The following is a 25876-nucleotide window of genomic DNA, read 5'->3' as shown; positions in this document are numbered from 1 at the left end:
CTTACGTTCCTCCTGCAACGTTTCAGTGAGGGAGGAGACTCATGCGTACGCGTGCTATTGTGGCTGCATTTGCGGCTAGTGTTTTGTTGCCTGCAGGTATGGCTGGTGCAACGGATCTTGAAGTAACACACTGGTGGACATCGGGCGGGGAGGCTGCCGCGGTTGCCGAACTGGCAAAGGCGTTCGATGCGACCGGTAACAAATGGGTGGATGGTGCGATTGCCGGTTCCGGCAGTACCGCTCGCCCGATCATGATCAGCCGGATCACCGGTGGTGACCCGATGGCTGCAACCCAGTTCAACCACGGCAGACAGGCAGAAGAGCTTGTTCAGTCCGGATTGATGCGTGACCTGTCAGACGTTGCTGAAAAAGGCAATTGGAAAGAGGTTATCAAACCCGCAAGCCTGCTCGACAGCTGCACTATCGACGGGAAAATTTACTGCGCACCCGTAAATATTCACTCATGGCAATGGCTGTGGCTTTCCAACGCTGCCTTCAAGCAGGCCGGTGTTGAGGTTCCCAAGAACTGGACTGAATTTGTCGCTGCGGCACCTGCATTGAAGACGGCCGGTATTCAGCCGCTTGCGTTGGGTGGCCAGGCCTGGCAGGCCAACGGTCTGTTCGACACACTGGTCCTGTCACTGGGTGGCAAGGAGCTGTATGAAAAGGTCTACAAGGACAAGGATGCGGAAGCCGCTGCCGGCCCTGACATGGCCAAAATCTTTTCTGCTGCCGTAGAGGCACGCGACATGTCGCGCGGCACAAATGTGCAGGACTGGAACCAGGCAACCAACATGGTCATCACAGGCAAGGCCGGTGGCCAGGTCATGGGTGACTGGGCGCAGGGTGAATTCCAGTTGGCTGGCCAGACGGCCGGAACAGATTATTCCTGCCTGCCGGGTCTTGGCGTCAGCGACTACATCACCACAGGTGGCGACGCTTTCTACTTCCCGCTGTTGAAGGATGAGGCAAAAACCAAGGCACAGGACGTTCTGGCCGAAACGATTGTCGATCCAAAGACACAGGTTGCTTTCAACCTGAAAAAGGGTTCGTTGCCAATCCGTGGTGACGTGGACCTCGGCGTCGCAAATGATTGCATGAAGAAGGGTCTGGAAATTCTGGCCAAGGATCATGCTCTCACCAGCACCGACCAGCTTGTGTCCGCCGATACGCAAAAGCAGAAAGAAGACTTGATGGCGGAGTTTTTCGCCAGCACGTCGATGACTGCCGAAGATGCGCAGAAGCGGTTTGCAAGTATCATCAGCTCGGCTGATTGATCTGACTGGCGGTCTGTTGAACTTCGTATAGAGCTGCAGACCGCTGCTTTACTCCTACCGGTAATGTGAGTGCTTTTCTGACATTGCCGGTGACCACGCGGGTGCGGGCGGCCATTGGGCCACCCGCCTTGCGATCAACGGCAACGTTTGATGAGGAGTGATCCATGGCGGGTCAAACGCGTTCAAAGCGCCCCAATCAGCTATTCCGCAATCTTAATTCGAAGATTGCGTCCATACCCATGATCCTCACTGCGGTTGTCATCTTCCTCGGCGGTACGATCTGGACGATTGTTTATTCTTTCACCAACTCCAAGCTTTTGCCGCGCGCCACCTTTGTCGGCATCGAGCAATATGAACGGCTGTGGGCTGCACCCCGCTGGATTATCTCGATTCAGAATTTGGCGATTTACGGCATTCTATCGCTGATTTTCAGTCTGGTTATCGGCTTTCTGCTTGCCGCGCTGATGGATCAGAAAATCCGTTTCGAAAATACATTCCGTACGATCTTTCTTTATCCTTTTGCACTTTCATTCATCGTCACTGGTCTTGTTTGGCAGTGGATTCTCAATCCGGAATTTGGTGTGCAATCCGTCGTCCGCTCATTTGGCTGGACCAGCTTTACTTTCGACCCGCTCTATAATCCTGACATCGTGATCTATGGCATCCTGATTGCCGGTCTATGGCAGGGAACGGGCCTTGTCATGTGCCTGATGCTGGCTGGTCTGCGCGGTATCGATGAAGATATCTGGAAGGCGGCACGCGTCGACGGCATTCCCATGTGGCGCACATATATTTTTGTGGTGATCCCGATGATGCGCGCAGTCTTCATAACCACGCTCGTCATTATCGCCAGCGGCATCGTCAAGGTTTACGACTTGGTAGTTGCGCAAACCAGCGGCGGCCCCGGCATCGCATCCGAAGTCCCGGCGAAATATGTCTACGACTACATGTTCCAAGCGCAAAATCTTGGCCAGGGATTTGCGGCATCGTCGATGATGCTGCTGACCGTCGCCATCATCATCATCCCATGGGCCTATCTTGAATTCGGAGGGCGCAAACGTGGCTAATATCAGCACCTTGAATACAGTCGCTGCTGGCGTTGATCCGGTTGCCCGGCAATTGTCGGGACCGCGTGGCAAGAAGCCGCGAAAAACCCTCTCACGCCGCAATATCGTGTTGTACGGCACGCTGTTTGTCGCAGCACTCTATTACCTGCTGCCGCTTTACGTGATGCTTGTGACATCGCTGAAGGGCATGCCGGAAATCCGTCTGGGCAATATCTTCGCGCCACCCATGGAAATTACCTTTGAGCCGTGGGCCAAGGCATGGGCAAGTGCCTGCACCGGTCTCAACTGTGACGGGCTTTCGCGAGGTTTCTGGAACTCCGTGCGCATCATGGTTCCGTCAACACTCGTGTCGATCTTTATTGCATCGGTCAGCGGATACGCCATGGCTAACTGGAAGTTCAAGGGATCGGAACTGTTCTTTTCCATCCTGATCATCGGTGCCTTCATCCCCTATCAGGTGATGATCTATCCCATCGTCATCGTGCTGCGCGAAGTCGGTATCTACGGCACGCTGACTGGCCTGATCGTGGTGCACACCATCTTCGGCATGCCGATCCTGACACTGCTTTTCCGCAATTACTTCTCGTCGCTGCCGGAGGAATTGTTCAAGGCAGCGCGTATCGATGGGGCAGGCTTCTGGCAGATTTATTTCCGCATCATGCTGCCCATGTCGCTGCCCATCTTTGTGGTGGCAATGATCCTTCAGGTGACAGGCATCTGGAACGACTTCCTGTTCGGTGTCGTGTTCACGCGACCTGAATATTACCCGATGACGGTTCAGCTCAACAACATCGTCAACTCGGTGCAGGGCGTGAAGGAATACAACGTCAACATGGCCGCGACCCTGCTCACCGGCGCCGTTCCGCTAATCGTTTATTTCATTTCAGGCAGGCTTTTTGTGCGAGGCATTGCCGCAGGCGCAGTCAAAGGGTGAATTTCATGACCTATAGTGTTTCCATCCAAGAGCTTTCTCTGTCCTTCGGTGCTGTAACTGTGCTGGAAAATCTCAACCTCGACATTCACGAGGGTGAATTTCTGGTGCTGCTTGGTTCCTCCGGTTGCGGCAAGTCAACCCTTTTGAATTGCATTGCCGGTTTGCTGGAACCGACCGACGGGCAGATTTTCATCAAGGAGCGCAACGTCACCTGGGAGGAACCAAAGGATCGTGGCATCGGCATGGTGTTCCAGTCCTATGCGCTTTACCCGCAGATGACGGTTGAAAAGAATCTGTCCTTTGGTCTGCAAGTGGCAAAGGTACCGCAGGCAGAAATCGACCGGCGTGTGGCGCGGGCCGCTGAAATTCTGCAGATACAGCCGCTACTCAAACGCAAGCCATCGGCCCTGTCAGGTGGTCAGCGCCAGCGCGTGGCGATCGGTCGTGCATTGGTGCGCGATGTTGATGTGTTTCTGTTCGACGAACCCCTGTCCAATCTCGATGCCAAGCTGCGCTCGGAGTTGCGCGTCGAGATCAAACGCCTGCACCAGTCGCTCAAGAACACCATGATCTACGTGACCCACGACCAGATCGAAGCACTGACGCTGGCAGATCGTATCGCCATCATGAAAAGCGGTGTTATCCAGCAGCTTGATGATCCAATTGCCATCTATAACCGACCCAAAAACCTGTTCGTGGCCGGTTTCATCGGTTCGCCGTCCATGAACTTCCTGCGTGGCGAGTTGGTGGAAAAAGATGGAGGCACGGCCTTCGTCACCAACGGCGTGAGCTTTAGTCTTTCCGGTTACCAGACATCGGAACCACTCGCCGCTGGCCGCCCGGTCATTCTGGGTATTCGCCCTGAACATATTCGTGTTGATGAGCAGATATCCGGCGGCGAAGTTCACGAAGCAATTGTCGACATCGAGGAGCCGATGGGTGCCGACAATCTGCTCTGGCTGAAACTTGCCGACCATACGCTGTCGGTGCGGATCGGTGGTCACCGCCGTTATTCACCCGGCAGCAAGGTGCGGCTTGGTGTGGATATGTCGATGGCATCGCTGTTCGACGCGGCCACTGAAAACCGCATCTGATCCCTTTCCTGACACCCGAAAATATTGATGACATTGAGGAGACTTGGAAATGACAACTCTTGGCTTTCAGCTTTACAGCGCCCGCAATTTTCCGCCGCTTTCCGAAACGCTGAAAAAGCTGTCTAAGGCCGGTTATCGTGAAGTCGAAGGATATGGTGGCATTTACGCCAGCATGGATGACGCAGCGCTCACACAATTCCGCGCTGAGTTGGATGCCAACGGGCTGACCATGCCAACCGGCCATTTCGGCATCGACATGCTCGAAAAGGAAACCGACCGGGCGCTCGCTGTTGCCCGCATTCTGGGCATTGAAGCCGTTTATTGCCCCTATCTGCTGCCCGACCAGCGCCCCAGTGATGCGGCTGGCTGGTTTGCCTTTGGGCAGCGTTTGCAGGCAGCCGGCAAACCATTCCGTGATGCTGGCCTGACCTTCGGCTGGCACAATCATGACTTCGAGTTTCACACGCTGGCGGATGGTTCGACACCGCAGGAACAGATTCTCGCCGGTGGCCCTGAACTGAGCTGGGAGGCCGATATCGCCTGGATTATCAGGGGTGGGGCTGACCCATTTGCGTGGATTGAAAGCTACGGCAAACGCATCACGGCTGTCCACGTCAAGGATATCGCGCCGTCAGGCCAGAATGCCAATGAAGATGGTTGGGCAGACCTCGGCCATGGCACTGTGGAATGGCAAAAGCTCATCACTGCGCTGAAGAACACCTCGGCCAAACATTTCGTGCTGGAGCACGACAATCCGTCCGATATCGACCGCCTGATGGAACGGTCGATTGCATCTTTCAATGCCTACTGATTTTCATATTGGAGCATCATCATGGCCAAAGAGCTTGGCGTCGGCATCATTGGATGCGGTAATATCTCGACCACCTATTTTTCTCTCGCTCCGCTGTTCAAGGGGCTGAAAATTCTTGCCTGCGCGGATTTGAACCGCAACGCAGCCGAACTGAAAGCCGAAGAATACGGTGCGAAGGCACAGTCCATTCCCGAACTGCTTGCCAACAATGAGATTGACGTCATCGTCAATCTCACCATTCCCGCCGCGCATTTCTCGGTCTCCAAGGCCATTCTTGAAGCGGGCAAACACGTCTATTCCGAAAAGCCGCTGGTTTTGACGCTGGAGGAAGGCGAAGAACTTCGAAAAGTTGCCGCTGAGAAAAAACTGTCTGTTGGCTGCGCGCCGGATACATTCTTGGGCGGTTCACATCAGCTTGCCCGCAAATATATCGATGAAGGTCGTGTCGGGCGCATCACCTCAGGCACATGCCATGTCATGAGCCCCGGCATGGAAATGTGGCACCCCAATCCCGGCTTCTTTTTTGTGGCCGGAGGCGGGCCAATCCTTGATCTTGGCCCTTATTACATCGCCAACCTCATCAACCTGCTTGGTCCGGTAAAACGCGTTGCCGCCCTGACATCGATGGCCAACAAAACCCGCACCATCACCAGCCAGCCGCTGGCCGGTCAGACGATACCGGTGGAAACACCCACCAACATTCATGCGCTGCTGGAATTCGTCAGCGGTGCGACCATCACGCTGTCGGCCAGTTGGGATGTCTGGTCACACCGTCACGCCAATATGGAGCTTTATGGAACCGAAGGTTCGCTCTACGTGCCGGACCCCAACTTCTTTGGTGGCGTGGTGGAAGCCAGCGGCCAGAACAAGGATATCGAGCCGCTTGATGACTGGGAGCATCCATTTGGCATAGCCAATCAGGATAGTCCGCAGGGGCCACGTGCCAATTATCGCACCGCAGGTCTTGCCGATATGGCCATGGCGCTGATCGAGGGGCGTGACGCACGCTGCTCGCTGGAGCGTGCGCTGCACGGCATCGATGTCATGACGTCTATCCTGAAGTCGGGAGAGGAGGGTCGTTTCATCGACATGACAACGACATGCACGCAGCCGGCTGCTCTTGGTATCGAGGAAGCGCAAAAGCTGCTGCGTTAAGTTCGCGGGGAGGAAGACATGATCCGCAATCCGATTTTGTCGGGGTTTAACCCCGACCCGTCCATATGCCGTGTCGGTGAGGATTATTATATCGCGACATCCACCTTCGAGTGGTATCCGGGCGTGCAAATCCACCACTCACGCGATCTGGTCAACTGGACCCTGGTACGCAGACCGCTGGAACGCGCCAGCCAGCTCGACATGCGCGGCAACCCGGACAGTTGCGGCATCTGGGCGCCGTGCCTGTCCTATGCGGATGGCCGCTTTTGGCTGGTCTACACCGATGTCAAACGTTACGACGGCAACTTCAAGGATGCCCATAACTATATCGTGACCTCTGACACCATTGAGGGCGAATGGTCTGACCCGGTCTACGTCAACTCATCCGGTTTTGACCCGACGCTGTTCCATGACGATGACGGGCGCAAATGGTTCCTCAATATGCAGTGGAACCACCGCACCGAAAGTTACGGTGGCGCACCGAAACATCCGGCCTTTGATGGCATCCTGTTGCAGGAATGGGATGCTGCAAGTGGCAAGTTGATCGGCCCGGTCAAAAACATCTTTCCCGGCAGCCCGCTCGGGCTTGTGGAAGGGCCGCACATCTTTAAGCGCAATGGCTGGTATTACCTGACCACGGCAGAAGGTGGCACAGGCTACGACCATGCTGTCACCATGGCGCGGTCCCGTTCGCTGGATGGTCCCTATGAGATGCACCCGAATGTCCATCTGATCACCTCAAAAGACAATCCGGAGGCGGTGCTGCAAAGGGCAGGGCACGGGCAATATGTCGAAACACCAGATGGCGAGGCCTATCACACGCATCTCTGCGGCAGACCTGTACCCCCAAAACGACGTTGCACGCTTGGCCGTGAGACAGCAATTCAGAAATGCGTGTGGCGCGATGACTGGCTTTATCTCGCACAGGGCGGTGTCGTACCCGCTGTCGAGGTGGCGTCTCCCACTTCAGCCACCCGCAAGCGGGAAGAGGCCAATATTCACTACAGCTTTGAAACACCCCAATTGCCACAGGATTTCCAGTGGCTGCGGTCGCCCTATCCTGAGCGGCTTTTTAGCCTGACTGAGCGTGCTGGGCATTTGCGATTGTTCGGACGTGAAAGCATCGGCTCCTGGTTTGACCAGTCGCTGGTGGCTCGGCGCCAGCAACATCACTCCTTCCGGGCTGAAACGGTGGTGGAGTTCTCACCCGATACCTACCAGCAGGTGGCTGGTCTCACCCATTATTATAATCGCCACAAGTTTCACGCGCTTGCTGTCACGCTCCATGAAAAGCTTGGACGGGTCGTCACCATCCTGTCATGCCCGGGCGACTTTCCACACGGTCGCTTGAGTTTTCCGATTGGCGGCGGTGTCACTGTTCCCGAGGGGCCAATTCATCTGGCGATGGAAGTGGAAGGCAACGATCTGCTGTTCTTTTGGCGCAGCCATTCGGCTCCTGCCTGGCAGCCGGTTGGGCCTGTTCTTGATGCCGGTGTCGTCTCGGATGAGGGCGGGCGCGGTGAACATGGCTCGTTCACCGGCGCTTTTGTCGGCATGTTCGCTTTCGATACATCTGGTCGCGGACAGCCGGCTGATTTTGAAAGCTTTGCCTACAGCATCACCGGCAGGGAATGACATGGACGGGTAGTCTGCGAAACAGGCTACCCGTTGGTTACATTGTCAGGCCGAAACGGCGGCTTTCAGCTCGGAAAGCATCGCACGCAGATCCACCAACAGAGCAGCTTGCACAGGCAGGCCTTTGTCCTTGTTGCGATCGCGGGCTTCATAACGACGCTGCGATGGGAGGCGTGCGCCCTGATCGGTAATCGAGCTGAACAGCTTTTCAGCCCGCCCCATGCTTTCCGTCATGCTCGCGCCGAGGAAAGACTGCGGATCAAGCGCAATCAGCAATTCGCCGTGGCACGGGGTTACGCCCGCACCATCGTCAAATTCCATCGATTCCGAACTCATCATGTCGTTGATCAACGGACCGGCCAACAGCTCGACCATCGCCGAAAGTGCAGAGCCCTTATGACCACCGAAGGTCAACATGGCTCCGTTGAGGGCAGCTTCCGCGTCCGTGGTTGGATTGCCTTCTGCGTCGATGGCCCAGCCAAGCGGGATCGGTTTTCCGGCCCGGCGGTGCAATTCGATTTCACCGCGCGCTGACGCGCTGGTCGCAAAGTCGAAAATGAACGGGTGTTTGCCAGCCCGTGGCCAACCGAAGGCAAATGGATTGGTGCCGAAGGACGGTTTGGTGCCGCCAGCTGGCGCTACCCAGCAGTGGCTGGGGGTAACGGCAAAGGACACCAGACCCGCGTCAGCCAGCGCTTCAACCTCTGGCCAAAGTGCGGAGAAGTGGAAGCAGTTGTTGATTGCCATGGCGGCAACACCCTGCTTTTTGGTTTTTTCGATGAAATGCGGCAGACCGGCATGGAAGCCCATCAATGAATACCCGTAGTGGGAATTGACGCGGACGATACCCGGCGTTTCCGTATCCACTGTTGGCTCGGCATTGGGATCAACTTTGCCGATCTGCAGGGTTTTGACACAGCCCATCAGGCGATAGAGGCCATGAGAGTGGCATTCGTCCTGCTGCGCTTTCAGGACAGAAGCAGCAATCGTTTCTGCATGACCTTTCGAAAAGCCTGCAAGGGTGAGCAACTCCAGGCTCAGGGCACCGGCTTCTTCAAAAGAAATATACTCGATCGCTTGGGTCATCTGTCACTCCTGCAGACTAAAACTTGGTAGGCATTTCGCGCCCGTACACTACCGCTTCGCCAGACAAATGGAAGCGAAGCGGCAATACATTCCCTGTTGATTTGCGCTTACGCAAACGGTTCTGTTGGACCCTTGGCCGGCTGCGTAAACCAGTGGGCACCATCGTCCGCCATGTAGATATGATCCTCAAGCCGAATGCCGAACTTACCGGGGAAAACGATCATCGGTTCATTGGAGAAACACATGCCGGTTGCCAGTTTGGTCTGGTTGCCTCTGACGATGTAGGGCTCTTCATGAATTTCAAGCCCAAGTCCATGACCTGCTCGGTGCGGTAGACCCGGAAGCTGATAATCTGGTCCAAGTCCATGGCGGGACATCACCGCGCGGGCTGCGTCATCAAGGCTTGCACAGGAAGCGCCAAGCTTCGCCGCATCGAAAACAGCCTGCTGTGCCTCACGCTCGATTGCCCAGCCCGCGGCAAATTCCTTGGTTGGCTCATCGATCATGTATGTGCGTGTCAGATCGGAGTGATAGCCGTCAATGCGCGTGCCGGTATCAACAAGAATGACATCGCCGGCTGCAAGCGTCTGGTCGCCATCGGCACCATGCGGCAGCGAGGTGGCCAAGCCGAAGGAGACAATGCAGAAGGTAGACGACGAGCCGGCCAGTTCGCGGTGCCGCTCATCGATGAACCGAACGACTTCCGATGCCCGAATGCCCGGTTTCATGATCGCATGGGCCTGCCGGTGAATGTCCAGCGTCAGATCCATCGTATATTTGATGATGGCAATTTCAGTTGCCGATTTGCACAGACGCAGATTGCGGATCAGCCGTCCGCCATCGGCAAGCCTCTCGGCACCAACAGCCTTGGCCAGTGCATGATAGATGAACAGCGGCAAGGCATCGTCCAGTACCACTTTTTCTGATGGCTTCAGCTGTGCAGCAACAAGATCTGCCGGTGATTGGTCCTCTTCCCATGTCAGGATTTCGCCGGGCAGATGAGGCAGCGTTTCAACACGGCTCTTTTCAAAGCCAGGTACGATGTAGAAAAGTCCGTCCTGCGTCACCAATGCGCCGAGCAGTCTTTCACTCTGGTGCCAATGCAAACCGGTGAAATATAGCAGGCTATCGGACGCGCCAAGCAGAGTGGCTGAAAAGCCCTGCGCACCCATGGTTTCACGAAGTTTTTTCAATCTCGACAGGCGTTCGTCATCTTGAATGAAAGCGGGTGGGTTTTTCTGAAACATGACATTCCATTCCGGCAGGATTTTTAGGTGGGTAGTTAGATGCAGCGGAGACTAGACGTTTGTGCGCATTTTGTCGACAGCAAACGAGTGTCTTTGCTTCAGACGCGGGGCAGGTCAATTTCAATAACAAGCTATGGAACAGGACAGTTTCGGGAAAGCGAATAGGTGTAGCTAACAATGATAACTTTGGGCGTATTGCATCTGGATGCATTGCGTTTGCTGGAACTGTGAGCGACTGCGGAGAAAAAAATGTCCTCGACACAACCTATCATCTTGTCGATTTGTGTCCCCACATATAACCGGCAGTTTCTGCTTGAGCGCAACGTCACATTCCACTTGGATTCGTTTCGCAGACTGGGAATTCCGTTTGAAATCGTCATCGTTGACGACTGCTCGACGGATAATACACCCGCTTACATCGCCTCGATTTCCGACAATCCGGAAATCAACGCTTTCCGGCGTGTGAAGAATTCTGGCTTTGTCAGTAACTATTCGTTCGCCATGCAGCGCGCCCGCGGCCGTTATGCCGTGTTCCTCGGCGACGACGATCTGTTGATCCCGGAAAAGGTTGTCGAATATGTGCGCCTGATGGAGCAGGATCCGGCGCTCGGTGTCATTCAGGCACCGTGGATGCTGGTTGATGGCCGTAATAACGCCAACACCGACATTGGCCCATTCTACCGTCTGCCTGGCCCGATCCGCCACAGCAAGGGCAACTTCCTGTCGATGCTGGACATGATCCTCAACTATCATGTCTTCCCGGAATTCATGATCATTCGTCGCAGTGTGCTGGCAAAGGCGATTTCCAGCCCGACGCCATTTATCTTCTGGGCATTCCTCTACACCACTCGCGCGCTCGAAGGCGGCGACATCATGTTCGTGCCAGAGCCATTTGCGCGCGTAACGGCCGTCTCCGATGACCCGCGCCAGCAGCAGGGTAACAAGGAATGCATGTTCCTGTGGGATACCTATCGCGGTGGCATTGAATATCTCGTGTCACGTGCTGCACAGGTCAATCCGTTCAGCCCGGATGAAAAGGTATCGCTGAATGCCCGTATTCTGAAATTCATGATGATGCGTCAGGCCGTTGCGTTGCGCCTTCATGTCGAGGCAGGAAACTGGCCGGAAGCCTACATCATGTACCACCGCATGGCGGCGCATGAGCAGATGCCTTTGTCGCCAGACGCATTTGGCCAGATCTGCAAACTGGCCGGCGTTGTCACGGCAGCGCGTGAAGCAACAGAGTTTTCGAATGAACCGATCATTCTTGATCCGATGATCGAAACTACGACGCTGAACCTGCTGCCGCAGGATATTCGCGCACGGATGACCTACCCGGTTGAAGGTGCGGCGAAGTCGCAGGAGCCACGCGCCTATCTGCGCTTTAACCCGGCATTCCCGGAAAATCCCGGCCCAAAGGACGGTATTTTCGATATCCGAGAATACATCGCCCAATTCGGCTGATCGTTTCGATCTTTCAGACATTAAAACCTGCGCGGAAAAGCTCCGCGCAGGTTTTTTTATGCCAGCAGTCTGGAGAGTATCCAGAGAAAACGAAAAGACCCGGAAATCGCTATGATTTCCGGGTCGTAAAAAGGTTTAGAGGTGAGGGCGCCGCTGTTTCATGTCCAAAAAGACGTTGTCAGGGCACTTTCAAACGGTTGATAAACCGGGGCTTAACCGCGTTAAGCCAATTGACCGGTTTTGCGCGTCACAAAACGTGCCTCACGCAGGCTGCGTTTCAGGAACTCCGTATTGATATCCGGATTATCCGACGCATTCTGGAACGATATATGGTTGATATCGATCGCCGCAAACTCATCAGCAAGATGCAGTTGCGCGTAAATTGTCACTCCAAGCGGTTTAAGCTCAAGATCAAGAACGACTGTAGGAACACCGTCCCACTCGAGCTTGTATTCCCCGCCCGCGCCGAAATTGACTGTGCCTGGATGGAAATACAGTTCAGCCGCAGAAGCAACCAGATCGGCAAGGCTCCCGTAGCATTCGAATCGCAGCAGAGAGATCAAGTCCGCTGGATCGAGGAGCCGTAGTTCCGAAGCGACCGGGCTAAGGGCTTCAGCAACAATTTGTTCTCGTTGTTCTGTGTAGGGGCATTTTTTCATTCGTATTACTAGACCCGCTTTTTCGCTGACCGTTGTGCAAAGACCCGATGAACGAGTTCTGCAACAGCCTTGTAAAAGGCTGGTGGAATCACACTATCTACCGAGACTTGCGCAAACATGGAGCGAGCGAGTGGTGGGTCTTCAAAAACGGGAATTCCGTTTTTTTCTGCAATTTCACGTATTTTCAACGCGATAAGGTCTTGTCCCTTTGCCACAACAACCGGCGCGTCGTTTTCATCGCGTACATAACGCAGAGCGACGGCATAGTGGGTCGGGTTTGCAATGACGAGGGTGGCGCGCGGCACATTGTTGATCATGCGGCGGCGAGCGCGGTCGCGCGCAATCGACCGCTGGCGTGACTTGACGATCGGGTCACCCTGGGTCTGTTTGTGTTCGTCCTTCACTTCCTGTTTGGTCATACGCAATTGCGAGAACCAGTGATGGCGCGTCCAGAAAAGGTCGACGGCAGCCAAAAGCGCGGTACAGATCAAAATGACGATCATCATTTTTTTGACGATCGTAACAAGTCGCACAAAAATCGTCTGCGGGTCCGAGAACATCGCATCGATCAATTTATAGTACTCGCCCCGCAACGCGAAGAACATGATGATCGAGACAATCATGATCTTGAAGATCGATTTGCCGAACTCGACGAAACCGGGGACGCTGAATATGCGCTTGAAACCCTTCATGGGCGAAATGCGGGAGGCCTGCGGGCGCACACGCTCAAGCACAAAAGACGGCATATTCTGGAAGACGGACGATGAAATACCAAAGATGATGAACATCAACATCGCTGGCAGCAGCATATATGCGATGGCCAGACCCAAATGGGTAAACAGCGAAAACGCATCCGGCCGGTTCAGCAATTGCCATTGCTCCGGCTGGTCGAACAGATCCTTCAGGGTTTCGCTAATATGGGCCGTGCTGGTCGGCATGAAAAAGACGAGATACAGATAAAAAGCGAGAGCAGACGCGAAGAGCGGAATTTCACGCGAGACAGGCAAATTGCCTTTCTCGGCCGCATCACGAAGTTTTTTCTCCGTGGGGCTTTCTGTTTTACTCTCTTTATCCTGATCGTCTGACAAGACGTCGGTCCCCGACATAAAACAAACCCGCCAGAATGGCGGGATAGTCAGGTCAGGCTAGACTGTGGTGCGTTGCGGGGCAATAGCGCAAGCCTGCCCCGCCAGGGTTTTCAACCGCTGCTTTGGCAATTACGCCGCTGCGGCATTCGCATCTGCTTCCTTCAGCAGGATCTGACCGGAGCTTGCCAAACGAATTGCTTCCTGCGCAACAGCACGGCGAGCGATAGCGACTTCGCGTGTGTTGAGCGTTGCAACCGGAACGGCCAGGTCGGATTCGATCATGCGGCGCTGGCGCGGGCTGATCGCCGAAAGGACACATTCCTTGATTTCGTTGGTCGCACCACGCAGAGCCATGGTGAGAACATCGCCGGAGACGTCGTTGAGCAGAAGGACGCGGCTGCGCTGTGGCATGACCAGCATGTCTTCGAACAGGAAGATCTTCGGCTTGACCTTGTTTGCGGATTCCTTGTTGAGGGTTTCCAGCGAACTCAGCAGCGTATCGACCTGTGGTTTTTCCAGTTCGTTCATGAGGTCTGCAACCTTCGCAGAACCACTTGCGTTTCTTTCCGCTTCGATCTCGGCAATCAGGGCCATAACGCGCTTCTCAATGATCTGCGCGGCGGCTGGGCTGACGTCCTTCATGTTGACCGTACGGTTCATGATGTCGGCGCGCTGCTCATCCGGGATGGTCAGCAACACCTTGGCACCGAAAGCGGACGGCAGCATGGAAAGAATGTATGCGATGGTCTGTGGGTGTTCCTTGGCAAGGAACTTGCCGATGAACTCGGGGCTGGCATCCTGAAGCTGATCCCAGATCGATGCTTCGTAAGCCTGGAAGGCAGTTCTACGTCCAAGTAGACCGTCAACCTCTTCCGGTGTCAGGCCTTCTTCAAGAATGCTTTCAATCGCTTTGGCGTTATCCATCAGGCCTGTGCCTTCAGTGAACAAATCCTCGAATTCGTTCACGATGGCAGCAAGCTCATCCGGTGGGATAACCCGTAGGGTCTGCGCAGATGCAATAATAAGCTGCAGTTCGGCCTGCGTAAAAAATTTAAGTAATTTGCCCGCCACACCTTTTCCCATGGCGAGCAGCACGGCGGCAGCTTTATCTGCCTGAGACAACGGTTTCCCTTCAATGGGGTTACCGAAATCTTCAAAGTCCATCATGGTCTTTCCTCTCTGCCCCAAAACCGGGATCAGGCTTTCTTGATGCTCATCACTTCAATGAGTTTAACACCAAAACGTGAGTCGTCATTCTCAAGAACAGTAATTTCACCGCGTGCAATGCGTCTGCCATTTACCATTATTTCAACTGGTTCGCCGATTTTGCGATCCAGAGCAATTGTTGCGCCTTCTTCCAGGCCCATAAGACCGGAAACCAGCATGCGGCTTGTGCCGAGAACGATCTGAACATCGATTGGAATATCCATGATCAGGTCGAGATTGTCGGAAAGGCCGCTGCCGATCTGCATTGGTGCGCCAGCAGCTGGTGCCGCCGAAAAATCGTCCATGCCGAAATCGTTGGAAGCACCACCGAAGCTCATAGCGTCGACGGCATCTGTCGCGGACGTGTCGGCAAAATCACCGAAATCGCCAAAGCCACCGTCTGCATCCGTTTTCAGGACACCGCGCAGGTCGCCAATCGCCTGATCCAGATCGGCAGGTTCGCCGATGGAAAGCGCGTCATCTTCAGTCAAAGGTGTTTTCTTCGTAGCCATGCCGTAATTATTCCTTTTGAAACTTGCGTCAAACTGCCTTCGCTCAATTTGAGCACGACAAGATTTAACCCATCAGATGTCTCAATATCTCATCATCTGTGCTGACGTTGTTTTTCACGCGAACCATGTAGCGGTCTCCCGCCTTTCCAAACTCGCAATTGTAGATGTCGCTGCCATTGGCGCTGACCTCGACGGTGATATCGTCGCGGCTGATATCCCGGAACGGAACCACATCACCTTCTGTCAGGCGGGCAAGGTTGCGCAGGGTCATCTTCTGAAGGCGAATACGTGCCTCGAGTGTAACCTGCGAACGTTTGACCTGTTCCTTGATCAGAGCAACCCATTCCTCGTGCTTCTTGATGGCACTAGCCGATGCCTTTGGCGCAACGATCTGCGTCTTGAGCATGACACGTTGCGGGATCACCAGCGCAAATTCCGAGGAAACCTTACCAAGATCCACCTTCAAACGAATCAGTACACCGTACTGACCGGTGATTTGTTCATCGAAACCGCTTTTGCCCTTCGAATTGTAGGGCGGGTCAATCGCGGCTTCAAAACCGCCCGGTGCGTTGACGCCCGAACGAAGAACGCCGGCCATGCGGCCAATGACGAGAGCTGCAAGATCAAGCTCGATCTGTGACAGCGAGCGCACTTCCGGTTCGGAAATCGTCTCTGGCAGCGCGCCAAGCATACGCTCCATCAAAGTCATGATGAATGCATTGCCACAGGCCAGAATGAAGTTCGGAGACCAGTTGCGCAATGAGCAATCGGCCACCGCGAATTCAGGACCGATGCCGCGAACGAGTTCGGTCATCAGGCCGGATTGGCAGCCGATATAATCGACCTCAATGGGGATGCCGGTTTCGCTGTGGAACATGTCCGGCAGAAACTCGCTGTAGAGATGCCCGACATCGGCACCGATCTTGAGGATCGTCTTTTGGTCGCCAAGCCCACCTGTGAGCTTGGCAAGAAGTGCGTGGTCCATTGCGGGAGCTGTGTCTGGTGTCGTCATGATTTATCAAGCCGCCTTGTTTTCGCCGCCAGGGTTCATCATTTCCTGCTCCACGGCGTCGATCGACGGGCGCTCGTAGTTGGAAATGGTCTTACGGCCATATTCGAGAGCAACCTGCGGCACGGAACCGTTCATGTAGGCAATCAGGGTCTGCTTGACGATGATATAGAGACGGTGCTGCTTGGTACGAACGATCTTGACCTGCGCTGCAAGCGGGTTGGCAATCGAGTAGGACAGGATGATCCCGAGCATGGTGCCCACGAGCGCCGCACCGATAAGACCACCGAGAACCGCAGGTGATTCGTTGATCTTGCCCATCGCCTTGATAACGCCGAGAACCGCGGCAACGATACCGATAGCAGGGAATGAATCGCCCATCGCCGTGATCGAGTGATAAGGCTTCAGTTTGTCGTGAAGAATGGTGTCGATTTCTTCATCCATCAGCGCCTCGATCTCGTGTGAGCGGGCATTGCCGATGATGATGAGGCGCACGTAATCACAGATGAATGCAGTCAGTTCCTTGTTCTTCAGAACAGAAGGCGCCGTCTGGAAAATGCTCGATTCAGCCGGGTTGTCGATATGCGCTTCGATTTCGTTTCTGGACTTTGTGCGCAGGTCGCGCATCAGAGAGTAGAGAACGCCGAGAACATCGAGGTAATCGCGCTCTTTTGGAACGGAATGTTTGAAGGCTTCGCCCAGTGCCTTGCCTGAATCTTTTACCACTTTCATGGGGTTAGCCATGATGAAGCCACCGAGACCTGCACCCCCGATGATGACAAGCTCAAACGGCTGAACGAGAACGTCCAAGTGGCCGCCCATAGCCATGTAGCCGCCAATAACGCAGCCGAAGGTGATGATTAACCCGATAATGATATTCATTGAACACTCGCACCTGACCGTTGTCTCGTGGCCGAGTTGTAGAAAATGTGGCTTGCGTGAACCTGTAGGATAGCCGCGGAAAATACATTCAGAACAAACAGTTTCGCGCAAGCAATGACCGTCATCATCCTGTCGAGGCACATCCGTGCGCAACAGGATTCGGCAACGGCGGACATAGCGTGACAACGACCTATACCAGTTATCGGCTTATCAGCCAGGATATCGGCAAGTCTCTCGATCGTATATCGAAGCAACCGGATGTTGCGCGGGAGACTGAATATTACCTTTCCAAGATCGGCTCGATCAAATCCATCGACGCCTTCATGGAAGATTCGAGGCTCTATAATTACGCGCTGAAAGCGCACGGCCTTGAAGACATGGCTTACGCAAAAGCCTTTATTCGCAAGGTGTTGACGGAAGGTATCACCAAGGATGACGCCTTTGCTAACAAGCTGTCGGATACTCGTTACAAGGAACTGGCAACCTCTTTGAACTTTGCCGCTTACGGTGAAGCTGCGACGTCTTTCGACCGCGCGCAAAAGGATGTTGTTGCTCAATACACCCGTCAGACGCTTGAGCAGGAAGCCGGCTCCGACAACACCGGTGTGCGTCTGGCGCTCTATTTCGAACGCATGGCGCCATCCATCACGTCCGGCATGGGCATTATTGCCGACGACGCGATGTCGCAGGTTTTCCGCACCACATTCCAGCTTCCGGCAGAGTTTGCCGGCACCGACATCGACAAGCAGGCAGCGTTGGTCGAAAAGGCCATCAAGATGGAGGATCTGCAGGATCCGGTCAAAGTCGGCAAGCTGCTCGAGCGTTTCACGATCATGTGGGAGATGGAAAACCCCTCACAGGTCAATACCTCAACGACCATTCTTGGTTCGTCCGCCGGTTTTGGAATTTCTTCCGACCTTCTTCTTTCAATCAACACCCTGAAACTCGGAGGCAAATGATATGCAGTCCGGACTGTATGTGGCCCTGTCGTCACAGATGGCGCTTGAGCGTCGTATCACCACCATCGCTGACAACATGGCGAACATCAACACCGCTGGCTACCGTGCGACGGAAGTCAAGTTTGACGAGGTGCTGAGCAAGACCCGCAACGACATGAATGCAAAAGTTGCCTTCGTGTCGCAAGGTAACGATTACCTTTCCACACGCAGTGGTTCCCTCGACAGAACCGGCAACCCGCTTGATGTCGCCGTAAAGGGCGATGCTTGGCTATCAATCGACACGCCGAATGGACAGGTTCTGACCCGTGACGGTCGTCTGACCATCCGTGAAGATGGTATTCTGGTGTCAACGAATGGATACCCTGTATTGGATGCCGGCGGTGGCCAGATCGAACTCAACCGCGCTGGTGGTGAGATCAAGATCGGCGCTGACGGTGCGATTGTTCAGGATGACCGCCAGATTGCTCTGATGGGCCTTTATACCGCTGATATCTCGCAAGGTTATCTGCGCCATGACAACAGTGGTATCACCACCGTGGCCGCGCCGCAGCCGGTTGTGAACCGCAGTGATGCCGGCGTCATGCAGGGTTACACCGAGCAATCGAACGTCAACGGTATCTCTGAAATGATGCAGCTCATTCAGGTCAACCGGGCCTTCGACAGCATCTCCTCCGTAATGCGCGAAACCGAATCCACATTCGGTGAAGCAATCAAGACACTCGGCGGTAGCCGTTAAGGATCAAGGCCATGATGGCTGACGCAGGTTCCCCTTCCAAACCGTCGACCTCCAAGCTGACACAACTTGCCAGCCTGGTGGAACGTTATGCCGACCCCGAAGTCGCCGTTGCACATGGTGGGCGGGTGACGGCTATTGCGGCTGGCCATTACACGGTGTCTGGGTTGTCCCGGCATGTGCGTTTGGGGGAATTTGTCGCCCATCGCAGCGAAACCGGCATTCATCTCGGTGAGGTCGTTCGCGTTGAATCCGATCTGATCTTTGTGTGCCCCATTGAACCGGGTGAACCGATCGGCATTGACGACACGGTTATCTACAAGGGGGCATTCCGCGTGGCGCCCGAGAACAGCTGGTGTGGCCGCACGATCAATGCTCTGGGCGACCCGATCGATGGATTGGGTCCATTGTCATCAGGCACGGATCGGCGTTCCATTTCCAACACCGCCCCGCCGTCGATGACCCGTAGCCGTGTGGAAAAAGCCTTCAAGACCGGTGTGCGTGCCATCGATATTTTCTCACCGCTGTGTCTTGGTCAGCGCCTTGGCATTTTCGCGGGCTCCGGTGTCGGTAAATCCACCCTGCTGTCGATGCTGGCGAAAGCCGATGCCTTCGACAAGGTTGTGATTGCGCTTGTTGGCGAGCGCGGACGCGAAGTGCGCGAATTCATTGAAGATACGCTTGGCGAAAACATGGCCAAGTCGATCGCCGTTGTTGCGACCAGTGACGAAAGCCCGATGTTGCGCAAGATGGCGCCGCTGTCTGCGGTGACGATTGCCGAACATTTCCGCGATCAGGGCGACAACGTGCTGTTGATCATCGACAGCGTGACCCGTTTTGCCCATGCCATCCGTGAAGTCGCAGTTGCCTCGGGTGAATTGCCGGTGGCACGTGGTTATCCCGCATCTGTTTTCACCGAACTTCCGAAATTGCTGGAGCGGGCAGGGCCGGGCGTCGAAGGCACCGGGACCATCACCGCAATCATTTCCATTCTGGTCGATGGTGACAACCATAACGACCCGATTGCCGACTCGACCCGTGGTATTCTTGACGGACATATCGTGCTGGAACGCAGTCTGGCCGAAGAAGGCCGTTACCCGCCAATCAACCCGCTGGCCTCGATTTCGCGTCTTGCCAAAAAAGCATGGACACCGGACCAGGAAACGCTGGTTTCACGCCTCAAAGCACTGGTGCACCGCTTCGAGGAAACCCGCGATTTGAGATTGATCGGTGGCTATCGACCCGGCACAGACCCTGATCTCGATATGGCGATCAAGCAGGTCCCGATCATTTACGATGTCTTGAAACAGACGCCGTCAGAACCGCCAGCCGCAGATGCCTATGCCGACCTTGCGATTGCCTTGCGCAATGCAATTACCGGCAATGCGCCGCAGCAGGCAAATAATCAAAGACCAAGAGGATAACCATGCTCGACAAGCAACAAGAAGAACGTATCGAGATGGACAAGAAGGCAAAGGCATCGATTACCAGCACCGATCGCATTCTTGCGACCTGTGGTGTGACGCTTGCTGCGGCGGCTGCGTTTTTCCCATGGTACGTTTTTTTCAATGAAGACAAGTTTGGCGTCACGACGCCGAACTTCGACATGACCCGTGACCTTCCTCACACCGGCCCGAAGGAAGTGTTTAGTGTTTCGCCACTGGCCATGGTCAACCGCAACAAGGATGACCGTCCGGATATTCCACCGTTGCCGTTTGATCCACTGACCACCGCGACAGTATCGGATTCCGGTAAGGAACGGCAGAATAACATCGCGGCACGTGAGGAACAACCATTCCCTGGTCACGGCGCCAACTACCGGCTGCTGCATGTGGCCAATGGTCGTGCGCTGATCGAAGACAGTGCTGGCATGTATATGGTCAAGGTTGGTTCTGTCCTGCCCGATAATACCAAGCTGGCAAAGATCGAGCAGCGCGACGGCCGCTGGGTCATCGTGACCTCGAATGGCGAGATCTACGAGAACGAAAGTCACTGATCACAATTCTGGAGACCTATAATCTCCAACGGATACAGGCGCGGCTGACCAGCTGCGCCTGTTGCGTTTTGGCAACCCCAATCGCAAAGGCGTGAGATTTGCCATAACCGCTGTCGCAACGGATTTCCCGTAAGTCTGACGCAAGATTAGCAGCATAGGTTTTGACCATAAAATATGGAGAAATCTATGGAACCGATTCAACTGTTCGAACTGGCATCCCGTCAAGCGGAATGGCTCAGCATTCGTCAGGAGGTCGTGGCGACCAACATCGCCAATGCCAACACTCCTAAATACCAAGGCAAGGACGTCAGTCCTTTCGAAGCAGTCATGCAGTCGACCGGAACCACGATGGGAATGGCCAAGACGCATGCTGCGCACTTCGGCTCAAGTACGCTGAGCGACAATATCGAGGTTCGCAATTCCAAGGTGAACAACGAAATCGGCGTTCAAGAGTCCGGAAACACGATCGCTCTTGCGGAAGAAATGACGAAAACCGGTGAAATCAAGCGCCAGTACGAACTCAACGCCAATCTGGTGAAGACGTTCCATCGCATGATGCTGATGACTGTGAAGAGGTAAAGAACATGGATCCTTTAAGCGCTGCCAGCAAGATCGCAGGAAGCGGTCTGGAAGTTCAGTCCACCCGCCTGCGTATCGTTTCGGAAAACATCGCCAACGCGCGTTCGACCGGCGACACTCCGGGTGCTGACCCTTATCGCCGCAAGACGGTGACATTCGGGACCGAGCTGGACCGCGCTTCGGGCGTTGAACGCGTTACCGTGAAGAAGCTCGGCGAGGATCGTGGCAAGTACATCGAGGAATACGATCCCGGCAGCCCTGCGGCAGACGCCAACGGCATCGTCAAAATGCCGAACGTCAACATACTCATCGAAATGGCCGATATGCGCGAAGCAAACCGCAGCTATGACGCCAACCTGCAAATGATCAAACAAACGCGTGAACTCGTCAGCGCGACGATTGACCTTCTGAAAGCTTCGCAATGATCGATAAAATTAATCAATTAAGCTCTCTTTCGCTGACGCGTGATCTCGACGGTATTTCTTCCGTCTCGACCGATCTGACCGGTGCAACGCGTGAAAAGACCCCTGGCGAACAGACCAGCATGAGCTTTGCCAGCGTGCTGGGCAACATGTCTGTCGACGCCATGAACAACCTCAAGAAGGCCGAAGTGGCCTCTTTTGAAGGTATTCAGGGCAAAGCCAACACACGTGAAGTCGTCGATGCGGTTTTGAGTGCCGAGCAGTCCCTCCAGACTGCCATTGCGCTGCGTGACAAGATTGTCAGCGCATATCTCGAAGTATCGAAGATGCAGATTTAGCACCATTAAGGACACGTAGACATGAGAGCACTTGCTATCGCCGCGACCGGTATGGATGCGCAGCAGACAAACCTTGAAGTTATCGCGAACAACATCGCCAACATCAACACGACCGGTTACAAGCGCGCCCGCGCCGAGTTTACCGATCTTCTCTACCAGACAGAGCGTGCGCAGGGTGTGGCCAACCGCGCCAACCAGGCTATCGTGCCTGAAGGCGCCAACATTGGTCTCGGTGTACAGACCTCTGCGGTACGTAACATTCACACACAGGGCAACTTCATCGAAACCGGTAACGATCTCGATGTGGCTCTGGTTGGTCGCGGCTGGTTTCAGATTGAAGCTGCTGACGGTTCGACACTGTATTCACGCGCCGGCGCCTTCAACAAGAACGCTGACGGCCAGCTCGTTACCATTGATGGTTACAACGTTATCCCGAACATCATCATTCCGATCGATGCAACGGAAACCGTGATCAGCCGTACCGGTCAGGTGACAGTTCGCCTGGGTAACGCCACCGAATTCACCGAAGTTGGCCAGCTACAGATTGCGAACTTCGTCAATGAAGCCGGCTTGAAGCCGCTCGGCGACAACCTGTTTGCTCAGACACCGGCATCCGGTGATGCGATCGTCGGCGTGCCGGAAGATCCAGGCTACGGCTACATCAAGCAGAACTACCTCGAAGGTTCCAACGTCGATCCGGTCAAGGAAATCACTGACCTGATCACGGCTCAGCGTGCCTACGAAATGAACTCCAAGGTTATCACCACCGCAGACGAAATGGCCTCGGTGGTCAGTAAGAACCTGAAGTAAAAACGGGAAAGGATGGGCGAACATGAGGTTTAGCCGGAAAAATAGCAGATTTAATAACGGACTTGTCCGGTTATGCATCGCGTCCGTCTTGTCCGTGGTCGCCACATCCTCCGTTGCTCAGGCACCAGTTGCGCTGGTTCCGACGCGCATCATCTATCCCGGTGAGGTGATTTCTGCCGATGCCTTGAAAGAGGTTGAGGTCACCAACCCCAATATTTCGAACGGTTATGCCAGTGAAGTCGGCCAGATCGAAGGCCTAATCTCCAAGCAGACACTGCTTCCAGGCCGCACCATTCCGGTTGCCGCCTTGCGTATCCCCTATGCTGTGACCCGCGGTGCAAGCGTCCGTCTGACCTTTACGATCGGACATATGACGATCTCTGCAGCGGGTACTCCCATGCAGGATGGTGGCGTGGGTGACGTGGTGCGTGTGCGTAACATTGATTCCGGCGTGATCGTCAACGGCACGGTCATGCGGGACGGCTCTATTCAGGTGATGGCGAAATGAAAGCCTTGCAGTCGATTGCGATACTCTTTCTGGCTTTGATGACGCAGGTGCTTGCCACCGTGCCGGCCCATGCCAATACATCGCGCATCAAGGATATCGCGTCCTTGCAGTCGGGTCGTGACAACCAGTTGATTGGTTACGGTCTTGTGGTTGGTCTTCAGGGAACGGGTGACAGCCTGCGTTCCTCGCCGTTCACCGAACAGTCGATGCGCGCCATGTTGCAGAACCTCGGCATCACCACACAAGGCGGCCAGGCAAATGCCAAGAACATTGCTGCCGTCATGGTCACTGCCAACCTGCCACCATTTGCCAGCCCCGGCAGCCGCGTTGATGTCACGGTCAGCTCGCTGGGTGATTCCACGTCGCTGCGCGGCGGTACGCTAATCATGACCTCGCTGTCCGGTGCCGATGGCCAGATTTACGCGGTGGCGCAGGGTGCTGTGATCGTCAACGGCTTTTCCGCGCAAGGTGACGCGGCAACGCTGACTCAGGGTGTAACCACCGCTGCTCGGGTACCCAATGGCGCAATCATCGAGCGCGAACTGCCATCCAAGTTCAAGGATGGCGTCAATCTCGTTCTGCAGCTGCGCAATCCTGACTTCTCGACCGCCGTGCGTGTGGCCGATGTCGTCAACGCTTTTGCCCGCACTCGTTACGGCGGCACGGTGGCAGAACCGCGCGATTCTCAGGAAATCATCGTGCAGAAGCCGCGTGAGGCTGATCTCACACGGCTGATGGCCGAAATTGAGAACCTGCTGGTCGAAACCGATACGCCTGCAAAGGTCGTGATCAACGAGCGCACCGGCACCATCGTCATCGGCGCGGATGTTCGCATCTCGCCAGTGGCGGTCAGCTACGGCACGCTGACGGTTCAGGTCACCGAAACACCGCAGATCATTCAGCCAGCGCCGTTTTCACGAGGTGAAACCGCTGTCCAGCCCCAGACCGACATCATGGCGATGCAGGAAGGTGGACAGGTGGCCATCATCGAAGGTCCAGATTTGCGCACGCTGGTGTCCGGTCTCAACAATATCGGGCTGAAAGCCGACGGTATCATTGCCATCCTGCAAGGTATCAAATCGGCTGGTGCTCTCCAGGCGGAGCTTGTTCTGCAATGACGATGTTATCTGAAACGCCAAAACGCTCCCTGTTCGAGACCCTTGGTCGCTTTGCCGCCGTCGCCGGTCTGATCCTGCTCGTTCCGGTCGCAAATGCCGAAAGCCAGCAGGCCATCCTGACGGAAATGAGCACGCAGGAAGAAATCCAGAAATTCTGCACGAACATTGCAGATGCTGCCCGTGACCAGCGTTACCTGTTGCAGAAGCAAGAACTGGAAAAGCTGCAGGCGGAAGTCAATGAGCGCATCGCCACCCTCGAAAACCGCAAGACGGAATATGAGGACTGGCTGGCGCGCCGTAACCACTTCCTGGCCCAGGCAAAGGCCAATCTGGTCGATATCTACAAAACGATGAAGGCGGATGCCGCTGCTCCTCAGCTTGCCGAAATGCATGTCGAAATCGCGGCCGCCATCATCATGCAATTGCCGGCACGTCAGTCCGGCCTGATTTTAAGTGAAATGGATGCGCAGAAAGCCGCGATTGTCGCGGGGATCATGTCAAGCGCAACCGATCCGAACACCTCGAAGGATCCGTCATGACAATGCGTATTCCGGCCCTGATCTTGCCACTGATTTTGCTCGCGAGCTGCCAGAACAGCCAGACGCTGAAGGAAATTGGCAATGCGCCGGCCATGAGCCCGATTGGCACCGGCCTGCAATTCAGCCAGACGCCGCAGATGGGCATGTATCCCAAGCAGCCGAAGCATATGGCCAGCGGTTACTCCCTTTGGAGCGATTCCCAGGGTGCGTTGTTCAAGGACCTGCGCGCGCTGAACATCGGTGACATTCTCACGGTCAATATCCAGATCAACGACAAGGCTGATTTCGATAACGAAACCGAGCGTAACCGCACCAATGCCAGCGGTCTGAACTGGAAGGCACAGGCAGAAATCCTTGGATGGACGCCGAACGCGGACTCCAGCATCAAATACGGTTCCGATACCGACACTCAGAGCAAGGGCAAGACCAAGCGCTCTGAAAAGCTGACACTGCTCGTCGCTGCCGTGGTTACTGGTATTCTCGAAAACGGTAACCTCATCATCAGCGGTTCGCAAGAAGTCCGCGTGAACCATGAAATCCGTATCCTCAACGTCGCTGGTATCGTGCGGCCGCAGGATGTGGATGCCGATAACATGATCTCGTATGAGCGCATCGCCGAAGCACGTATCTCATACGGTGGCCGTGGCCGTCTGACGGAAGTACAACAGCCACCGGTCGGTCAGCAGATCGTCGATCTGTTCTCGCCAATCTGATGCAGTCCTAAACCGGCATGGCCTTTGGGCGGTGC

General features: G+C 55.0%; 28 protein-coding genes. 20 read left to right on the top strand and 8 right to left on the bottom strand.

The genetic code is table 11. The features are described 5' to 3' along the window. The first annotated feature begins 41 nt into the window (after positions 1-41). From M2418_RS15230 to M2418_RS15200, 7 genes are all read left to right on the top strand, one after another. Positions 42-1277 carry an ABC transporter substrate-binding protein gene (locus M2418_RS15230; RefSeq protein WP_259147647.1) on the top strand — a complete coding sequence of 412 codons (1236 nt, stop codon included), beginning with the start codon at positions 42-44 and terminating at the stop codon, positions 1275-1277. Positions 1278-1441: 164 nt separating this feature from the next. Continuing rightward, positions 1442-2344: a carbohydrate ABC transporter permease gene (locus tag M2418_RS15225; RefSeq protein WP_192486907.1), complete on the top strand. Its 903-nt coding sequence runs from the start codon at positions 1442-1444 to the stop codon at positions 2342-2344. Next, a complete protein-coding gene (locus M2418_RS15220) occupies positions 2337-3278 on the top strand; it encodes a carbohydrate ABC transporter permease (protein ID WP_192486908.1) in 942 nt (313 codons plus the stop codon). Before M2418_RS15225 ends, M2418_RS15220 begins: the two co-directional genes overlap by 8 nt. Before the next feature lie 5 nt (positions 3279-3283). After that, positions 3284-4372, top strand: coding sequence for an ABC transporter ATP-binding protein (locus M2418_RS15215; protein ID WP_259147645.1), 1089 nt, complete (start codon positions 3284-3286; stop codon positions 4370-4372). 49 nt (positions 4373-4421) lie between these two features. Then, positions 4422-5183 (top strand): sugar phosphate isomerase/epimerase, encoded by a 762-nt coding sequence (locus M2418_RS15210; RefSeq protein ID WP_259147643.1) that lies wholly within the window; start codon positions 4422-4424, stop codon positions 5181-5183. 21 nt (positions 5184-5204) lie between these two features. Next, entirely contained in the window at positions 5205-6338 is a 1134-nt protein-coding gene (locus M2418_RS15205) for a Gfo/Idh/MocA family protein (RefSeq protein WP_259147641.1), read from the top strand. Positions 6339-6356: 18 nt separating this feature from the next. Then, positions 6357-7973 (top strand): glycoside hydrolase family 43 protein, encoded by a 1617-nt coding sequence (locus tag M2418_RS15200; RefSeq protein ID WP_259147640.1) that lies wholly within the window; start codon positions 6357-6359, stop codon positions 7971-7973. 45 nt (positions 7974-8018) lie between these two features. Here M2418_RS15200 and M2418_RS15195 read toward each other — a convergent pair whose 3' ends face one another. Next, positions 8019-9059: an Ldh family oxidoreductase gene (locus M2418_RS15195; protein ID WP_310503209.1), complete on the bottom strand. Its 1041-nt coding sequence runs from the start codon at positions 9057-9059 to the stop codon at positions 8019-8021. Between the two features lie 107 nt (positions 9060-9166). Further along, complete coding sequence (locus M2418_RS15190; protein ID WP_259147639.1) at positions 9167-10306, bottom strand: Xaa-Pro peptidase family protein; 1140 nt, start codon at positions 10304-10306, stop codon at positions 9167-9169. 249 nt (positions 10307-10555) lie between these two features. Here M2418_RS15190 and M2418_RS15185 point away from each other — a divergent pair, with 249 nt between their 5' ends. After that, complete coding sequence (locus tag M2418_RS15185) at positions 10556-11770, top strand: glycosyltransferase family 2 protein (protein ID WP_259147638.1); 1215 nt, start codon at positions 10556-10558, stop codon at positions 11768-11770. A 221-nt stretch (positions 11771-11991) separates the two neighbouring features. Here M2418_RS15185 and M2418_RS15180 read toward each other — a convergent pair whose 3' ends face one another. The 6 genes from M2418_RS15180 to motA all read right to left on the bottom strand — a co-directional run bounded on the left by M2418_RS15180 (position 11992) and on the right by motA (position 17126). Next, complete coding sequence (locus M2418_RS15180) at positions 11992-12429, bottom strand: hypothetical protein (protein WP_192486916.1); 438 nt, start codon at positions 12427-12429, stop codon at positions 11992-11994. A gap of 8 nt (positions 12430-12437) precedes the next feature. Beyond that, a complete protein-coding gene (gene flhB, locus M2418_RS15175; RefSeq protein WP_405049433.1) occupies positions 12438-13535 on the bottom strand; it encodes a flagellar biosynthesis protein FlhB in 1098 nt (365 codons plus the stop codon). A gap of 111 nt (positions 13536-13646) precedes the next feature. Beyond that, the gene (gene fliG, locus M2418_RS15170) at positions 13647-14684 is read right to left on the bottom strand and encodes a flagellar motor switch protein FliG (RefSeq protein WP_192486918.1); all 1038 of its coding nucleotides are present in this window, start codon (positions 14682-14684) and stop codon (positions 13647-13649) included. Between the two features lie 29 nt (positions 14685-14713). Beyond that, a complete protein-coding gene (gene fliN, locus M2418_RS15165) occupies positions 14714-15235 on the bottom strand; it encodes a flagellar motor switch protein FliN (RefSeq protein WP_250983515.1) in 522 nt (173 codons plus the stop codon). 64 nt (positions 15236-15299) lie between these two features. Further along, on the bottom strand, positions 15300-16247 hold the full coding sequence (locus tag M2418_RS15160; protein ID WP_250983516.1) for a FliM/FliN family flagellar motor switch protein: 948 nt from the start codon (positions 16245-16247) through the stop codon (positions 15300-15302). Positions 16248-16253: 6 nt separating this feature from the next. After that, positions 16254-17126, bottom strand: a complete 873-nt coding sequence (motA, locus tag M2418_RS15155) for a flagellar motor stator protein MotA (RefSeq protein ID WP_192486921.1) — start codon at positions 17124-17126, stop codon at positions 16254-16256. Between the two features lie 179 nt (positions 17127-17305). On the opposite strand from motA, the gene M2418_RS15150 reads away from it, so the two are divergent. The 12 genes from M2418_RS15150 to flgH all read left to right on the top strand — a co-directional run bounded on the left by M2418_RS15150 (position 17306) and on the right by flgH (position 25841). Beyond that, positions 17306-18085 carry a DUF1217 domain-containing protein gene (locus M2418_RS15150; protein ID WP_259147634.1) on the top strand — a complete coding sequence of 260 codons (780 nt, stop codon included), beginning with the start codon at positions 17306-17308 and terminating at the stop codon, positions 18083-18085. Between the two features lies 1 nt (position 18086). Then, the gene (gene flgF / locus M2418_RS15145; RefSeq protein ID WP_259147632.1) at positions 18087-18821 is read left to right on the top strand and encodes a flagellar basal-body rod protein FlgF; all 735 of its coding nucleotides are present in this window, start codon (positions 18087-18089) and stop codon (positions 18819-18821) included. Positions 18822-18835: 14 nt separating this feature from the next. Next, the gene (fliI, locus tag M2418_RS15140) at positions 18836-20242 is read left to right on the top strand and encodes a flagellar protein export ATPase FliI (protein ID WP_259148020.1); all 1407 of its coding nucleotides are present in this window, start codon (positions 18836-18838) and stop codon (positions 20240-20242) included. Positions 20243-20244: 2 nt separating this feature from the next. Beyond that, a complete protein-coding gene (locus M2418_RS15135; protein ID WP_405049432.1) occupies positions 20245-20814 on the top strand; it encodes a hypothetical protein in 570 nt (189 codons plus the stop codon). Between the two features lie 186 nt (positions 20815-21000). Beyond that, positions 21001-21393: a flagellar basal body rod protein FlgB gene (flgB, locus tag M2418_RS15130; RefSeq protein WP_250983518.1), complete on the top strand. Its 393-nt coding sequence runs from the start codon at positions 21001-21003 to the stop codon at positions 21391-21393. A 5-nt stretch (positions 21394-21398) separates the two neighbouring features. Next, positions 21399-21818 carry a flagellar basal body rod protein FlgC gene (gene flgC / locus M2418_RS15125; protein WP_192486925.1) on the top strand — a complete coding sequence of 140 codons (420 nt, stop codon included), beginning with the start codon at positions 21399-21401 and terminating at the stop codon, positions 21816-21818. Beyond that, on the top strand, positions 21815-22153 hold the full coding sequence (locus M2418_RS15120) for a flagellar hook-basal body complex protein FliE (RefSeq protein WP_192486926.1): 339 nt from the start codon (positions 21815-21817) through the stop codon (positions 22151-22153). The genes flgC and M2418_RS15120 overlap by 4 nt, the downstream gene beginning before the upstream one ends. Before the next feature lie 21 nt (positions 22154-22174). Continuing rightward, positions 22175-22963, top strand: a complete 789-nt coding sequence (flgG, locus tag M2418_RS15115; RefSeq protein ID WP_192486927.1) for a flagellar basal-body rod protein FlgG — start codon at positions 22175-22177, stop codon at positions 22961-22963. 22 nt (positions 22964-22985) lie between these two features. Continuing rightward, positions 22986-23471, top strand: coding sequence for a flagellar basal body P-ring formation chaperone FlgA (gene flgA / locus M2418_RS15110; protein ID WP_192486928.1), 486 nt, complete (start codon positions 22986-22988; stop codon positions 23469-23471). 38 nt (positions 23472-23509) lie between these two features. Further along, positions 23510-24589, top strand: coding sequence for a flagellar basal body P-ring protein FlgI (locus tag M2418_RS15105; RefSeq protein WP_246787675.1), 1080 nt, complete (start codon positions 23510-23512; stop codon positions 24587-24589). Positions 24590-24591: 2 nt separating this feature from the next. Beyond that, on the top strand, positions 24592-25128 hold the full coding sequence (locus M2418_RS15100; RefSeq protein ID WP_250983707.1) for a MotE family protein: 537 nt from the start codon (positions 24592-24594) through the stop codon (positions 25126-25128). Beyond that, on the top strand, positions 25125-25841 hold the full coding sequence (gene flgH, locus M2418_RS15095; RefSeq protein WP_192486931.1) for a flagellar basal body L-ring protein FlgH: 717 nt from the start codon (positions 25125-25127) through the stop codon (positions 25839-25841). The genes M2418_RS15100 and flgH overlap by 4 nt, the downstream gene beginning before the upstream one ends. The last annotated feature ends 35 nt before the right edge of the window (positions 25842-25876 follow it).

The organism is Rhizobium sp. BIGb0125, from assembly GCF_024810055.1.
Lineage (GTDB): Bacteria > Pseudomonadota > Alphaproteobacteria > Rhizobiales > Rhizobiaceae > Agrobacterium.
The sequence above is the reverse complement of the archived record's forward strand: the minus strand, read 5'-3'. Positions and strand labels throughout refer to the sequence as shown.